Raw genomic sequence first — 17,089 nt, 5'->3', positions numbered from 1 at the left:
ATGAACTTTCTGCACTACGTACTCCAGGAAATCAAAAGCCGCCGGCTCTCGCACACGCATGCGCTGGACCTGATGCGGCAATACCACGAAGGCGGCGCCGGACGCGGCGTGCCCGAGCACCTGCATCCGCTGTTGCAGCGGAACGTGTCGACGCTGGCGGAACAGCGCTTTTGCACCGAGTTCAATGGCGACGAACCATGGCTGGCCGACCACCTCGTGCGCGGCGTGAAGGTGCTGCCCGGCGCCGCGCACCTGGAGATGGCGTGCGAGGCCGTGAGGCGGGCACTGGAACTGCCGGTCGACGCGTTCAGCGTCACGCTCGAAGCGGTGGTGTTCGAGCGGGCGATCGCGCTCGCCGATGCCGCGCTGACGGTCTGGATCGCTCTGACGGCGGAAGCCGACGGCACCGTATCGTTCGAGATCCTGACCGAGGCGGGCGACGACGAAATCGTGCACAGCCGGGGACGGGTGCGGGTCGACGCATCCGCGACGCCGCTCGTCACGGAACCGCCGCCGGTGCTGGATGGCGCACGGGAGATCGCGCCGGCCGACTGCTATGCGGCGTTCTCGCGGATGGGCCTGCAATACGGGCCGGCGCATCAGGTGCTGCGCTCGGTCCGCGCCGGGCGCGACGCGCAAGGGCGACGCGCGGCTGTCGCGGAGATCGCGCTGCCGGCATGCGTGGACGCGGACCGCGCCGCCTATCTGCTGCACCCGAGCCTGCTGGACGGCGCATTGCAGGCGGGTATCGGCCTGGCGTCCGACGCGGAGCTGGCGGGCGGCGAGCGCCTGCTGCTGCCGTGGACGATCGACCGCCTGCGCGTGTTCGCGCCGCTTCCGCCCACGGCGACGGTGATCGTCCGGGAATCCGGTGACAGCAACGATACGGTACGGAAGTTCGACCTGAGCGTCGTTGACCCGGAGGGCAGGCTCGTCGCGCGACTCGACGGCTATGGCAGCCGGGTCGTGACGCGCGTGGACGCCGCGCGACAGACCGTGCTGCTCGCGCCCGCCTGGCAGCCGCCGCGCGACGCGCGACTGGCGTCCGGATGGGCGCATCACCTGGTCTTGCTGGCGGGGCTGCCGTCGCCGGATCTGGCCGCCCGCGTCCGGGCCGTGCTGCCCGACGTGGAGTGCGTTGAACTGCACAGCGCGCAAGCCGCGACGGCGGACCGCTATACCGATCTCGCCGGCCAGCTGCTGGCACGGCTCCAGGCGCTGCTGGCCGCGCATCCGGCCGGCCGCCTGCGAGTGCAACTGGCGCTGCCGGACGACGACGAAGCGGATGGCCTGCTGCATGGTCTGAGCGGCCTGCTGAAAAGCGCGCACCTTGAGCATCCGCGTCTCGAAACGCAGCAACTGCGGCTCGACGCGACACGCACCGTGGACGAGCTGGCGGCCGGGATTCTCCGGCAGGCCGATCGCGCGGAGCAGGACCTGCGCGAGCGAAGCGGCGTGTGGCAGCGCGCCGGATTCGACGTGGTCGATGCGGCTGCGGCGACGCGGCCGTGCTGGGCAACCGGCGACGTGGTGTTGATCACGGGCGGCGCGGGCGGCCTTGGCCGGCTATGCGCGAACGCGCTGGTCGAACAGGGCTGCAAGGTGGTGCTGGCGGGCCGGTCCGCGCCGGACGACGCGCAACGCGCGTGGCTGAGCGCGCGCGCGGATGCGCTCGACTATCAGCAGGTCGACGTGACGGACGCCGCCGCGACGCAGCGGCTGGTGGCCGCGATCCTCGCGCGCCACGGCCGGCTCGACGGCGTGTTCCATGCGGCGGGCGTGCTGCGGGACGGTGCGTTGCATGCGAAGACGGTCGGGGATCTGCGCGCCGTGCTGGCGGCGAAGGTCGGCGGGTTGATCAACCTGGACGTCGCGACACGCGACACGGCGCTGAAGCACTTCGTGCTGTTCTCGTCGATGGTCGCGTTGCTCGGCAATGCCGGACAGGCGGATTACGCGGCGGCCAACGGTTTCATGGATGCCTATGCGCACCGGCGCAACTGGCTCGTCGCGCAAGGGCGGCGCCACGGCCACACGGTGGCGGTGAACTGGCCGCTGTGGGCGGACGGCGGGATGCGCATGTCCGCCGGGGCGCTCGAACAGATGCGGACGCAGGCCGGCGTGACGCCGCTGCCCGAGGCGGCGGGGCTGGCCGCGCTGCAACAGGCGCTGACGCTGGCGCTGCCGCAGCTCGCGGTGATGCACGGCGACGCCGAGCGGATCCGGCGCACGCTGCTGGACACGACGCCGGCGGCGGCCGTGCCGGCGCCCGTTGACGCGATGCCGGATGCGTCCGACGTGTCCGACGCGGACGAGTTGCGCGGCCAGATCCTGGCGGCGCTGACCGCGCGGGTTGCCGAGCAGCTGAAATTCAAGCTGGAGGACCTCGACGGCGAAACGTCGCTCGATGAATTCGGCTTCGATTCGGTCTCGCTGACGACGTTCGCCAACACGCTGAACCAGTGCTACGGCCTCGAACTGACGCCGACCGTGCTGTTCGAGCACTCGACGCTGGCGCGGCTGGCCGAGTACCTGGCGTTAGCGCAGCAGGCGGCCATGCTGCGCCATTTCAGCGTTGCGGGTCCGGCGCGGACGAGCGGCGAGGAAGCGGTCGCGACGCCGATGCCGCTGATCGAGCCGACGCCCCCGACGCGTCGTCGTCGGCGCGGCCGGATGCCGGGCCCGGTGCCGCCTGTCGGCGCGCGCGTGACGGGGACGGCGAATGCGATGGCCGAACCCGTGGCGATCATCGGCGTCAGCGGATGCTTTCCGCAGGCGGCCGACGTCGCCACGTTCTGGGCGAATCTGGAGGCGGGGCGCGACTGCATCGGCGAGATGCCCGCGCATCGCTGGGACGCCGACGCGCTCGCGGGCGGTTCGACGGCGGGCGCGAGCCTGACCCGGCAGGTCGGCGTGATCGACGGCCTGGATGAGTTCGATCCGCAGTTCTTCGGCATTTCGCCGCGCGAAGCGGAAACGATGGACCCGCAGCAGCGCCTGCTGATGACGCACGTGTGGGCGGCGATCGAGGACGCCGGTTATGCGGCGCAGAGCCTGTCCGGCAGCCAGACCGCGCTGATCATCGGCACCAGCGCGAGTGGCTATTCCGCGCTGCTGCGACAGGCGGGCGAGGCCATCGAGGGCTATTCGTCGACGGGCGCGGTCGCGTCGGTCGGCCCGAACCGGATGAGCTTCCTGCTGAATCTTCACGGTCCGAGCGAACCGGTGGAGACGGCCTGTTCCAGTTCGCTGGTGGCGATTCACCGGGCGGTGGAACTGCTGCAATCCGGGCAATGCACGCTGGCCGTCGCGGGCGGCGTCAACACGCTGATCTCGTCGGAGATCCACGTCAGCTTCGGCAAGGCAGGGATGTTGAGCCCGGATGGGCGCTGCAAGACCTTCTCGGACCAGGCGAACGGCTATGTGCGCGGCGAAGGCGTCGGCATGCTGGTGCTCAAGCCGCTGTCGGCCGCCGAGCGCGACGGCGACCGGATCTACGCGCTCGTGCGCGCCACCGCGGAGAACCACGGCGGCAAGGCCAACTCGCTGACCGCGCCGAATCCCCGCGCGCAGGCCGACCTGATCAAGACCGCGATCCGGCAGGCCGGCGTGGATCCCGCGACGATCGGCTATATCGAGGCGCACGGCACGGGAACGTCGCTGGGCGATCCGATCGAGGTGCAGGGGCTGAAGACCGCGTTCCAGGAACTGGCGGGCGAGCGCGGCGAGACCCTGCCGGAAGCCCGTTGCGGGATCGGTTCGGTGAAGACGAACATCGGTCACCTGGAACTGGCGGCGGGCGTCGCGGGCGTGATCAAGGTGCTGATGCAGATGCGGCACCGGACGCTCGCGCCGAGCCTGCATTGCGACACGCTCAATCCGTATGTCGAACTCGACGGCAGTCCGTTCTACGTGGTGCGCGAGAAACGCGAGTGGCTGCCGATTCACGACGCGGCGGGCCGGCCGCTGCCGAGGCGCGCGGGGGTGTCGTCGTTCGGCTTCGGCGGCGTGAACGCCCATGTCGTGCTGGAAGAGTATGTGGCGGGCGACGTCACGCGCGCGGCGCCGGGCGCGGGGCCCGTGCTGATCGTGCTGTCGGCGCGCAATGACGAACGCCTGCGCGAACGCGCGCGGCAACTGCTGGACGCGATCGAGCGGCAAGGACTGGGGCACGCCGATCTGGCGGACCTCGCGTACACGCTGCAGGTCGGTCGCGACGCGATGGAGGCGCGGCTCGCGTGCGTGGTCGGCACGATGGACGAGTTGCGGCACAAGCTCGCGCGCTATCTGGCCGACGAGGCCGCGATCGAGTACCTGTACCGGGGCGAAGCGAAGCGGCAGAAGGAACTCGTCGCGGTGTTCGCAGCCGATGAGGAGCTGCAGGAAGCGATCGGCAAGTGGATCCGGCGCGGCAAGCTCGGCAAGCTGGCCGAACTGTGGGTGAAAGGCGTGACGCTCGACTGGTCTCAGCTGTACGGCACGACGATGCCGCGCCGGATCGGCCTGCCGACCTATCCGTTCGCGCGGGAGCGCTACTGGGTGCCGCAGGACGGCGGACGCGCCGTCGCCGCGACGGCGGGGGCCGCGGCATTGCACCCGCTGCTGCAGCGCAATTCGTCGACGCTGTCGGAACAACGTTTCAGCACGACGTTCACGGGGCGGGAGTTTTTCCTGGCGGAGCACATCGTGCGCGGCGTCAAGGTGCTGCCCGGCGTGGCCCAGCTGGAAATGGCGCGGGCGGCGGTGTGCATGGCGCTCGAACTGGATGAGCGCGCACCGGTGGGCATCTGCCTGCAACAGGTGCTGTTTTCGCGGCCGATCGCGGTCGGGCAGGCGCCGGAAAACTTTCATGTCGGGCTCGTGCCCGATGCCGACGGACGGATCCTGTATCGCATCTATCAGAAGACGGAGGCGGGCGAGCCGGCGATTCACAGTCAGGGTGGAATCGAATTCGCGGAGCCGGCCGAGTCGCGGCACGATCTGGGCGCGTTGCGGGCCGCGTGCGGCATGCGGGTGGCGACGGCGGAACAGTGCTACGCGGCATTCGCGACCAAGGGGCTGATGCTTGGCGAGAGCTTCCGGGCGATTCGCGAGATTCAGCTTGGCGACCAGCAGGCGCTGGCCCGGCTGGAACTGCCGGATGCGCTCGCCGATCAGGCCGGGCGGTTCGTGTTGCACCCCAGCATGATGGATGGCGCGCTGCAGGCGTCGATGGGGCTGCTGATCGCGGCGGGCGAAGTCGATACGCGGCTGGGCTTGCCGTTTGCGCTGGAGCGGCTGGAGATTCTGGCGCCGACGACCGCGCGGATGTGGTCGTATGTACGCTTCAGCGCGGGCAGCCAGGCCAGCGACCGGGTGCAGAAGCTGGATTTCGATCTGTGCGATGACACGGGGCGGGTGTGCGTGCGGTTTGTCGGGTTGTCGGTGCGGACGCTGGATGCCGGGGACGAGGCAGTGGTGTCGACGCCGCAGACGTTGTTGCTGGAGCCTGCCTGGCGGGTCGCTGCGGTGGAGGGCGACTCGGTTGAGATGACGGACTCGCTCGTGCTGCTGGGCGATCGCGAGGTGGATAGCGACGCGCTGTCGGCGCAACTGGGTGTGCGCTGCGAACGCTTGCCGGAGGATTACGCGGCGCAGGCGGAGTTCGTGTTGGCGCGGTTGCAGACGTTGTTCGCCGAGAAGCGGAACGAGCGTGTGCTGCTTCAGGTGGTGGTGCCGGGTTCCGGGGCGGGGCAAGTGTCATCGGGGCTCGCGGGCCTGCTCAGGAGTGCGCGGCTGGAGAACGCGAAGTTCGTGGGTCAGTTGATCGAAGTTGCGCAGGGCGAAGCGACTGATGTACTGGCTGCGCGACTGCGTGAGAACGCCCGTAGCGCGGACGATGTGCGGATTCGCTACACGGACGGCGAGCGGCACGTGCTGGGTTGGCGTGAGGTGACGGTCGCTGAACCGGTGATGCCGTGGAAGGACGGCGGCGTTTATCTGATCACCGGCGGCCTGGGCGGACTGGGCCGAATCTTCGCGAAGGAAATCGCGACGCGCGCGCGATGCGTCACGCTGGTGCTGACAGGTCGGCGCGAATGGAGCGACCTGTCGGACGAATCGAACCGGTCGCTGGTTCGCGAGCTGGAAGCGCTGGGCGCGACGGTCGTGTATCACGCACTGGATGTATCGGATCGCGAAGCGGTACGACAACTGGTTCTGCAGATTCAGGAAGAACTTCAGGCGCTGAACGGCATCGTGCACGGCGCGGGCGTGATCCGCGACGGCTTGCTGACTGGCAAGAAGCCGGAGGTGCTGCGCGAGGTGCTGTCGGCGAAGGTGGCGGGGCTGGTGAATCTGGACGAAGCGAGCCGCGATGTCCCGCTCGACTGGCTGATCTGTTTTTCGTCGATCTCGGCGGTGAAGGGCAACGTAGGTCAGAGCGACTACGCGGCGGCGAACGGCTTCATGGACAGCTACGCGGGCTATCGCAACAGCCTGGTGGCATTGGGCGAGCGTCACGGGCGGACGCTGTCGTTGAACTGGCCGCTGTGGCGAGAAGGCGGGATGAAGGTGGACGCGGCGACGGCAGCGTCGCTGGAGCGTGCAACGGGGCTGGTGGCGCTGCGCACGGAAAGCGGGATCGAGGCGCTGTACCGGGCATGGGGCACCGGGCTGGATCAGGTGGCGGTGCTCGAAGGCGATCCGGCTCGCGTCAGGCGTCTGCTGGCAGACGAACCGGCGCCGGCCGACGCGCGTACCGCTCCCGTTGCCGTGTCCTCCCAGCCAGTCGCGGAGGGGGGTGAACTGCTCGACAAGATTCGGCGCATGCTGGCCCAGACGGCCAGCAAGCTATCGAAGATCAAGGTGAGCGAGATCAATCAAGACGCCGAGTTGACCCGCTATGGCTTCGATTCGCTGCTGCTGACCGATTTCGTCAATCAGCTCAATCAGGATCTCCGGCTGAGCCTCGACCCGACGATTTTCTTCGCGCATCCGACGTTGAATAGTCTGGCGCGCCATCTGCGCGACGAGCACGCGGCTCAACTGGTCAACGCGCTGGGCGTGGCGACCGCTGCCGCGCCGGTCGTTGCGTCCGCACCCGGCGCGGCGCCCGTTGCCGTGCCGGTGGCGGTGGTTGCCGCGACGGAGCGCGCGCCGCAACTGCTGGAAAAAGTGACGCGCATGCTGGGCCAGGCCGCGGCCCGGCAGCTCAAGCTGAAGGCGACGGAAATCAACGGCGATGCCGAACTGAGCAGCTACGGTTTCGATTCCTTGCAACTGGCGGAATTCGTCGACCGGCTGAATCAGGACTACGGGCTCGCGCTCGCGCCGACGGTGTTCTTCGAATACCCGACCCTGAACCGTTTCGCGCGTCACCTGAGCGACGCGCATCACGCCACGCTGGCGGCGCGCCTTGAGGTGGCCGCGCGGCCGGAACCAGCGGCGCATCCGGTCGCGCGTGCGGACCGCATGCCGGCGCAGTCCGGCATCGCCATCCGTTCGCGCTTCGGCGTGAATGCCGTCGCGGCAGCGGCGGCGCCGCCGGTTGACGATCCGGTGGTGATCGTCGGCATGAGCGGCTGTTTCCCGATGGCCGACGATCTCGACCAGTTCTGGACCAACCTGCGCGAGGGCCGGGACTGCATGTCGGAGATCCCGCCTGACCGCTGGGATTGGCGCGCAACGTGGGGCGACCCGACGAAGGAGGTCAACAAGACCAACATCAAGTGGGGGGGCTTCATCGACGGCGTCGGGCACTTCGATCCGCTGTTCTTCGGCATTTCGCCGAAGGAGGCGGAGGTGATGGATCCGCAGCAGCGGCTCCTGATGCTGCATGTGTGGAACTGCATCGAGGATGCCGGGCATGCGCCCGCGAGCCTCGCCGGCAGCCGCACGGCGATCCTGGCGGGCACCGGGACGACCGGCTATCTCGACGTCGTGTCGCGCGCCCAGGTGCCGATCGAGGGCTATACGATCACGGGCGGCGTGCAATCGGTGGGGCCGAACCGGATGAGCTATTTCCTGGACCTGCGCGGTCCCAGCGAACCGGTGGAAACCGCCTGTTCGAGCGCGCTGGTCGCGCTCCATCGCGGCGTGCAGTCGATCCGCAGCGGCGAGTCCGACATGGCGATCGTCGGCGGCGTGAACACGATCGTCAGTCCCAATCCGCATATCAGTTTCAGCAAGGCCGGCATGTTGAGCGTGGATGGCCGCTGCAAGACCTTCTCGGACCAGGCGAACGGTTATGCGCGCGGCGAAGGTGTCGGCATGCTGCTGCTCAAGCGGCTGTCGGCGGCGGAGCGCGACGGGGACCATATCTATGCGATCGTGCGCGGGACGTCGGAGAACCATGGCGGTCGCGCGAATTCGCTGACCGCGCCGAATCCGAACGCGCAGGCGGAGTTGATCAAGACGGCGTTTCGCGAGGCGGGCATCGATCCGCGTACGGTTGGCTATATGGAAGCGCACGGCACGGGGACGCCGCTCGGGGACCCGGTCGAGGTCAACGGTTTGAAGATGGCGTTCCGCGATCTGTATGCGGCGACGGGCGATGCGCAGGTGCGCGAGACGCATTGCGGGATCGGTTCGGTGAAGACGAACATCGGCCACCTGGAAATGGCGGCGGGGGTGGCGGGGGTGATCAAGGTGCTGATGCAGATGCGGCACCGGACGCTGGCGCCGAGCCTGCATTGCGAGACGGTGAATCCGTATATCGACCTGAAGGGCAGCCCGTTCGACATCGTGCGCGAGGCGCGGGAATGGGTGGCGCCGCGCGATGCGCAAGGGCGGGCGTTGCCGAGGCGGGCGGGGGTGTCGTCGTTCGGGTTCGGCGGGGTGAACGCGCACGTGGTGCTGGAGGAGTATCAGCCGAAGGATGTGCGGGCGTCGTGGGTGGTCGATGCGGACCATCCGGCGCTGGTGGTGCTGTCGGCACGGAATCCGGAGCGGCTGCGCGAACGGGTGGCGCAATTGCGCGGGGCGATCGACGCGGGTTGGGTGACGGCGGCAAACCTCGGGGATGCGGCATATACGTTGCAGGTTGGCCGGGAAGCGATGGACGCGCGGCTGGCGGTGGCGGTGACGTCGGTGGAGGAACTGGCGGCGAAGCTGGATGCGGTGCTGGCGGACGAGGCGGGTATCGATGACGTGTATCGCGGAGAGGTTCGTCGGCACAAGCAGGAGCTGGCGCTGTTCGCGTCGGACGAGGACGCCGCGCGGATGGTGGAAGCGTGGCTGGAGAAAGGCAAGTACGACAGGCTGCTGGAACTGTGGGTGAAGGGGTTGCATGTCGACTGGCTGCGGATGTATGGGGATGCGCGTCCGCAGCGGCTTCGGTTGCCGGTATATCCGTTCGCGAAAGAGCGTTATTGGGCCGCGTTGGCGCCGGATGCCAGAGCGGCAAGCGGCGATGCCGCGCTGGCCGTGTTGCATCCGCTGGTTCACCGCAATACGTCGAATCTGGCGGAACAGCGGTTTACGTCGGTGTTGAGCGGGCAGGAGCCGTGGCTGGCGGATCACGTCGTGCGAGGCAGGAAGATGCTGCCGGGTGTCGCGCATCTGGAGATGGCGCGTACCGCGCTGGGCGAGGCATTGTCGATGGACGGCGGTGTCGGGGTGAACGGCCTGCAGTTGCGGAACGTGGTGTTCTCGCGGCCGATTCTGGTGGGCGAAGCTGGGCTGGAGGTGCATGTCGGCGTGCGTCCGGAAGCGGATGGCGGGCTGGCGTATACGCTGCACGGCGTGGATGCCGAGAGCGGCGAGCGGGTGGTTTATAGCCAGGGCGTGGCGGTGTCGGAGACGGTTGCCGACGCGCGCATTGATCTGGATGCCGTGCGCGCGGCGTGCCGCGCGGGGGAGGTCGCGGCAGCGGATTTCTACGCGATGTTCCATGAAAAGGGCTTGTCGCTGGGACCTCACTTGCGCGCGGTGCAGGCGCTGTATCTGGGCGAAGGACAGGTGCTGGCGCAATTGAGGATGCCGGCTGTTGCCTTGGGTGACCGGATGCGTTATCTGCTGCATCCGAGCATGCTTGACGCGGTGGTGACCACACCGGCCGCGCTGCTGATGCGAGCGGGTATCGGCAACGATCGGCTGGCATTGCCGTTCGCGTTGCAGTCGCTGGAAATCCATGATGCGTGTCGCGAGGCGATGTGGGTGGTGGCGCGTCCGAGCGATGAAAGTCAGGTGAACGACCGGGTGCGGAAGTTCGATCTGGATCTGTGCGATGACACGGGGCGGGTGTGCGTGCGGTTTGTTGGATTGTCGGTGCGGACGCTGGATGTTGGCGGTGAGGTGTCGACGCCGCAGACCTTGTTGCTGGAGCCTGCCTGGCAGGTCGCGGCGGTGGAGGGCGATCCGGTTGAAGTGACGAGCCATCTGGTGTTGCTGGGTGATCGCGAGGTGGATGGCGACGCGCTGTCGGCGCAACTGGGTGTGCGTTGCGAACGCTTGCCGGAGGATTACGCGGCGCAGGCGGAATTCGTGTTGGCGCAGTTGCAGACGTTGTTCGCCGAGAAACGGAACGAGCGCGTGCTGCTTCAGGTGGTGGTGCCGGGTTCAGGGGCGGGGCAAGTGTCGTCGGGGCTCGCGGGCTTGCTCAGGAGTGCACGGCTGGAGAACGCGAAGTTCGTGGGTCAGTTGATCGAGGCTGCGCAGGGCGAAGCGACTGATGTACTGGCTGCGCGACTGCGTGAGAACGCTCGTAGCACGGATGACGTGCGGATTCGCTACACGGACGGCGAGCGGCACGTGCTGGGCTGGCGTGAGGTGACGGTCGCTGAGCCGGTGATGCCGTGGAAGGACGGCGGCGTTTATCTGATCACCGGCGGCCTGGGCGGACTGGGCCGAATCTTCGCGAAGGAAATCGCAACGCGCGCGCGATGCGTCACGCTGGTGCTGACAGGTCGGCGCGAATGGAGCGACCTGTCGGATGAATCGAACCGGTCGCTGGTTCGCGAGCTGGAAGCGCTGGGCGCGACGGTCGTGTATCACGCACTGGATGTATCGGATCGCGAAGCGGTACGACAACTGGTTCTGCAGATTCAGGAAGAACATCAGGCGCTGAACGGCATCGTGCACGGCGCGGGCGTGATCCGCGACGGCTTGCTGACTGGCAAGAAGCCGGACGTGCTGCGCGAGGTGCTGTCGGCGAAGGTGGCGGGGCTGGTGAATCTGGACGAAGCGAGCCGCGATGTCCCGCTCGACTGGCTGATCTGTTTTTCGTCGATCTCGGCGGTGAAGGGCAACGTAGGGCAGAGCGACTACGCGGCGGCGAACGGCTTCATGGACAGCTACGCGGGCTATCGCAACAGCCTGGTGGCATTGGGCGAGCGTCACGGGCGGACGCTGTCGTTGAACTGGCCGCTGTGGCGAGAAGGCGGGATGAAGGTGGACGCGGCGACGGCAGCGTCGCTGGAGCGCGCAACGGGGCTGGTGGCGCTGCGCACGGAAAGCGGGATCGAGGCGCTGTACCGGGCATGGGGCACCGGGCTGGATCAGGTGGCGGTGCTCGAAGGCGATCCGGCTCGCGTCAGGCGTCTGCTGGCAGACGAACCGGCACCGGCCGACGCGCGTAGGGAGCTGCCCGCCACAGCATCTCGGACGGTGTCATCCGGTACGCCGTCATCCAGCGCGGCGACGTCGCACGCGACAAGCGATCTTGCCGGACCGGTCGCGCGCATCACGTCACTGCTGGCCGGCGTGATATCGGCGCAGACGAAACTCAGGCTGGAGGCGATCAAGGGCGATGTCGAGTTGAGCCAGTACGGCTTCGATTCGATCATGCTGACGGATCTGGGCAACCGGCTCAATCGCGAGTTCCAGCTGGACCTGCCGCCGACGGTGTTTTTCGAGTACCCGACGCTGGATGAACTGGCGCGGCACTTGAGTAGTCGGTACGCGGAGAAGTTCGGCGCGCTGCTGGCCGTCGATGAGTCCGCGCACGTGGTCCAGACTGTTGCATCGGCATCGGCATCGGCATCGGCATCGGCATCAACCAGGCCAATGCCATTGGCGACCCGACTGGCCGCCCCGGCCCGCTTGCCGAACCAGCCGGCGGCATTGGCTTCGGCGACGACAGAAACCCGGTCCGCCCCCGAACCGATCGCGATCATCAGTCTTGCGGGCCGCTTCCCTCAGGCCGACGATCCCGACGTGCTGTGGGAAAACCTGCGGGCGGGCCGCGATTGCGTGACCGAAGTACCGGCAGACCGCTGGGACATGACGCCCTGGTACGATCCCCGCAAGGCTCGCCCGGGCAAGAGCTACACGAAGTGGGGCGGCTTCATCGACGGCGTCGACCGGTTCGACGCGCTGTTCTTCAACATCTCGCCTCGCGAGGCGCAGGCGCTGGATCCGCAGGCGCGTCTCTTCCTGCAAACCACGTGGACCTTGCTGGAGCGTGCCGGCTACACCCGCGAGAGTTTGCAGCGGCGCTATCAGGGGCGGGTGGGCGTCTACGTGGGCGCGATGGTGCAACTGGCCGAACCGGCCGCCGACGGCGACACGGTCATCGCGTCGCTGTCGGCATCGAGCGCGATCGCCAACCGGATCTCGCACTTCTTCAATTTCGAGGGGCCGAGCATCGCCATCGACACCATGTGCTCGTCGGCGATGATGGCGCTGCATCTGGCCTGCCGCGACCTGCAGCAAGGCGAGTGCGCGCTGGCCGTGGCGGGCGGGGTGAACCTGACGCTGTCGCCGCAGAAGTATGTCGGCCTGAGCCAGGTTCAACTGGTCGGCAGCCGTCTGGAGAGCCGCAGTTTCACTGACGGCGACGGCCATCTGCCGGCGGAGACGGTCGGCGCGGTGTTGCTGAAACCGCTCAGCCGGGCGCTGGCCGACGGCGATCCGATCATGGCCGTCATCAAGGGGACGGCGACCCAGCATAGCGGGCGGTCGCAGCGCTACGCGGTGCCGAATCCGAAGGCGCAGGCGAAGGTGATTGGCGAAAGCTTGCGCCGCGCGGGCGTTGGGCCGGAGAGCATCGGCTGGATCGAAGCGGCGGCGGCCGGTACGGCCTTGAGCGATGCGATCGAGGTGGCGGCGCTGAATAGCGTATTCGGCGGGCTGCGTTCGGCGGGCCGTCAGGTGGCGGTCGGCGCGGTCAAGTCCAATCTTGGGCATCCGGAACTGGCTTCCGGCATCGCGCAGCTGGCAAAGGTGGTGCAGCAGATGCGGCATGGCGAACTGGCGCCGCTGCTCGATGTCGGCGAGCCGAACCGGCAGATTCGGCTCGATGAAACGCCGTTCGTGCTGCAACGCGAACTGGCGGCGTGGACGCCGATGACGGATGCGGATGGCGTGCCGCAGCCGAGGCGGGCGCTGATCAATTCGTTCGCGGCGGGCGGGACCTACGTCAGCGTGGTGGTCGAGGAGCATGCGCGCCAGCGTGAGTCGATGCGCGATGGGCTGGTTCCGGCGGGACCGTTCCTGTTCGTGTGGTCGGCGCGCACCGACGAGCGGTTGCGGGTCGTGGCCGAGCGTGCGCTGCATCGGCTGGAGCGTGAGGGCGGCGTGGATCTGGCGGATCTGGCCTATACGTTGCAGATCGGCCGGGAAGCGATGGATCGCCGGCTGGCGGTGGTGGCGTCGACGCGGGAAGTTTTGTGCGCGAACCTGCGCGCATGGCTGGACGGGACGGAGACGGTGGGCGGTACGGTCTGCCACGGTCCGGATGAAACGTCGGCGGAATCGTTGCAGGTGCTGTTCGGCGGTCAGGCGGGAGAGTCGCTGGCGGCGGCGATGGTGAGCGAGCGCAATCTGGAAGGGCTGGCGTTGTATTGGGCGCAGGGCGGGAACGTGGTTTGGGACCGGCTGCACGGTGAAGGCGGTGGGCGTCGGATTGAATGGGAGACCTATCCGTTCGCGCCGACGGTTTATCCGATTCACTACGGCACGCCGGTATCGGGTGAGGTGCCGCCGCCGAGCCACGCGGAATCGAGCAACGCAGAGCCGACGCATTCCGCGTCCGGCATTGCTGAGAATGGAATCGAAGAGGTGGTCGCGCAAGCGGTGGCGGCTGCACTGGGTATTCCGCTGGCCGAGTTGCCGCGCCGCAAATCCTTGCAGACGCTGGGCTACAACTCGATCGCGGCGATGGAACTGAAGTACCGGCTTGAGACCGCGTTGCAAAGCGCGATCGGGCTGGAGTGGATCGCGGATTCCAGCCGTTCGGTCGTTGACTTGGCCAAGCATCTCAGCGGCGTGCAACGGGGATCGCAAGCCAGCAGCGCAGCCACCGAACCGATCCTGCCGGTCTGGTCGCCCGACCCGGCCGCACGTCACGAGCCGTTCCCGCTGACCGACATGCAGGAGGCATTCCTGCTCGGGCGACAGGCAACGATTGGCGGCGACCGGATCGGTGCGCATATCTACGCGGAAATCAATGTCGCTGGCTCGCTCGATATTTTCCAGTTGAACCGTGCCTGGAACCGTCTGGTTTCGCACCATGACATGTTGCGCACGGTCTTTATCGATCGCAGCCAGCAGCGAGTCTTGCCAAGTGTTCGCGACTATCGCTTCAAGGTGGTCGACCTGCGCCGGCTCGCCGATGCGGAACGCCGCTTCAAGGCGGATGTGTTGCGGGAGACGATGGAACACCGGGTGTTCGCGGGAGACGAATGGCCGTTGTTCGACATCCGTGTGGCGATTCTGGACGAGGGCCGCTATCGAATTCACTTCAGCATCGATGAGTTGATCGTCGATGGCTTGTCGGTCGATACGTTGATGCGTCAATGGGACCGCTTGTACGCGGACCCGGAGCGGAGCCTGACGCCGCTGGCGCTGACGTTCCGCGATTACGTGCTGGCGATGAAGGCATATGAAGGCTCCACGCGGTATCAGCGGGACGTGGCGTACTGGCTGGAGCGCTTGACGCATCTGCCGGGCGGGCCGGCGTTGCCGCGCGCTGCCGTGTTGCCGGAGGGCGACGCCGCGTTGAAACGGACCCGGCTGACTTACCGCTTGCCTGCGGAAGGTTGGCGCGCGTTGCAGGCGAAGGCGAGCACGCTGGGTGTTTCACCGACGGCACTGACGCTGAGCGTGTTTGCCGAGGTGTTGCGTGCATGGAGCGAGGGCCCGTCGTTCACGCTGGTCCTGACGTACTTCAATCGTCCGCCGCTGCATCCGCAGGTGCGGGAACTGGTGGGGCCGGCGATTTCGTCGCTGCTGTTCGTGGTTGATTCACAGGAGGGCGATGATTTCGACACGACGGTGCGCGCTCACCATGGACAGCTTTGGAACGCGCTGGAACACAGCAGCGTGAGCGGTATTCAGGTGCTGCGGCAATTGCGGAGGAAGGCGGGCCGTGCGGTGCCGACGACGTTGCCGGTGGTGTTCACCTCGATGCTGGGCAGTGAGGTGGTGAGCGAGCCGCTGACTCATCTGGGCGAGTTGGGGTACGTGGTGAACCAAACGCCACAGGTGTATCTGGACCACCAGTTGCGTGATTCCGAAGCCGGGCTGGATTGCAGCTGGGATGTGGCGGAAGGGTACTTTGCACCGGGCGTGGCGCAGGCGATGTTCGACGCCTATGCGCAAGCGCTGGCGGCGTTGGCGGCCGGTCGTGCGGACTGGAAGCCGGTTGGTGCTGCATCCTTTGTCGCGGGAGCCAAATCAACCCCTGCCACAGCCAAACTGTCCGCCTACCTGACCGAAGCCGAACAGGAAGATCCATTCGCTCCATTCACGCTGACAGACCAGCAACAAGCGTACGCATTCGGCCGGGACGCGAGCCTGCCGGACGGCGGCGCATGCCAGTTCTATCAGGCGTTATGGATCGACCGTCTGGACATGACGCGTCTGGAGCAGGCGATGGACAGCCTGATCGCGCGCCACCCGGCGCTACGCACGGTGATCGAAGCCGACGGCAGCCAGCGCGTGCAGCCGAAGGTCTCGCGAAGCGCCATCGTGGTGACGGATCTCCGTCAATCCACGCCGGAGCAGCGCGGCACGGCGCTGGCCGCCACCCGGCGCGATCTGCTCAGCCACGGGATGCGTCTGGGCGGCTGGCCTTACGTCAACGTATCGGTATCGCTGACCGAAGGCGATCGAGCCTGCGTGCACGTGTGTTTCGACCTGATGCTGGTCGACAGCAGCAGCATTGGCCAGCTGCTGGCCGAACTGATCCAGCTCTACGAGCAAGCCCCGCTGGAACCGCCTCCCGCGCTGAGCTTCCGCGCATACCAGCGCGCGGTCGAGCACTACCGCCACGACGCGGCCCATGCGGCGAGCCTGGCGTACTGGAACCGGAAGTTCACGACCTTGCCGGCCGGCCCGGCCTTGCCGCAACAGTCGAGCTCGACGAACCCCGACACGCATCGCCGGATCAGCGGGGAGCTGAACGGCTGGGCGGCGCTGAAGCAGCAGGCGGCGTCGCGCGGCGTGGCCCCGGGGCTGGTGCTGCTGAGCGCGTATCTGGAGGTGCTGTACGCATGGAATGGCCACCAGCCATTGTCGGTGGTGGTGCCGGGCTGGGAGCGCTTGCCGGTGCATGCGGACATCGATCGGGTGGTGGGCGACTTCACAACCTTGAGTTGGGCCAGCCGCGACAGCGAGCCACTGGACTTCGGGGAGCGCGTATCGCGCGTGGCGCGCGAACACGCGGAGGACCTGTCGCACCGTCCGGTCAGCGGTCTGCAGGTGCTGCGCCGAGTGATGATGCGAGAGCGCGGGAAGCGCCAGGGTTATCCGGTGGTGTTCACGAACCAGATCACGCGGCACACGCTGCCGGGCACGCAGTTCACGCTGGGCGAGGGACAAAGCCGGACGCCGCAGGTGCACCTCGACAACCTGAGCAGCGAGACCGGCGAGCGTCTGGAATGCCACTGGGATTTCGCCAACGGAGTCTACGCACCGGAGATGGTGCGGGACATGTTCGACGGCTACCTGCGTCTGCTGTCGCTGCTGTCGCACGACCCGGCCGCCTGGTCGCGCGGCGGATTCGACGACGTGATCCGCGCCCGCCGCGATGCCTACCTGACCGCGGTGGACCCGCTCGAGGATGTCGTTTGACGTGGCCAAACCGTTGCATGGTCCCCGGCGCGCCGGATGGAGCGCTTTTCATTTCACTTGCTGCACGCTGCGGCCGGCGGCGCAGTTCAAGCGG

1 protein-coding gene is annotated in these 17,089 nt (G+C 67.6%); it reads left to right on the top strand.

The window, feature by feature from the left end:
* Positions 1–16,995, top strand: a complete 16,995-nt coding sequence (locus ACFIMZ_RS28020) for an SDR family NAD(P)-dependent oxidoreductase (protein ID WP_431822724.1) — start codon at positions 1–3, stop codon at positions 16,993–16,995.
* The last annotated feature ends 94 nt before the right edge of the window (positions 16,996–17,089 follow it).

This window comes from Burkholderia sp. F1, assembly GCF_050813845.1.
GTDB lineage: Bacteria > Pseudomonadota > Gammaproteobacteria > Burkholderiales > Burkholderiaceae > Burkholderia > Burkholderia ubonensis.
This window is presented reverse-complemented; position numbering and strand designations above follow the sequence as displayed.

What these genes read in the sequence shown, in the direction of transcription:
- ACFIMZ_RS28020 (WP_431822724.1), top strand. Translation starts at nt 1, where the DNA reads ATGAACTTTCTGCACTACGTACTCCAGGAAATCAAAAGCCGCCGGCTC.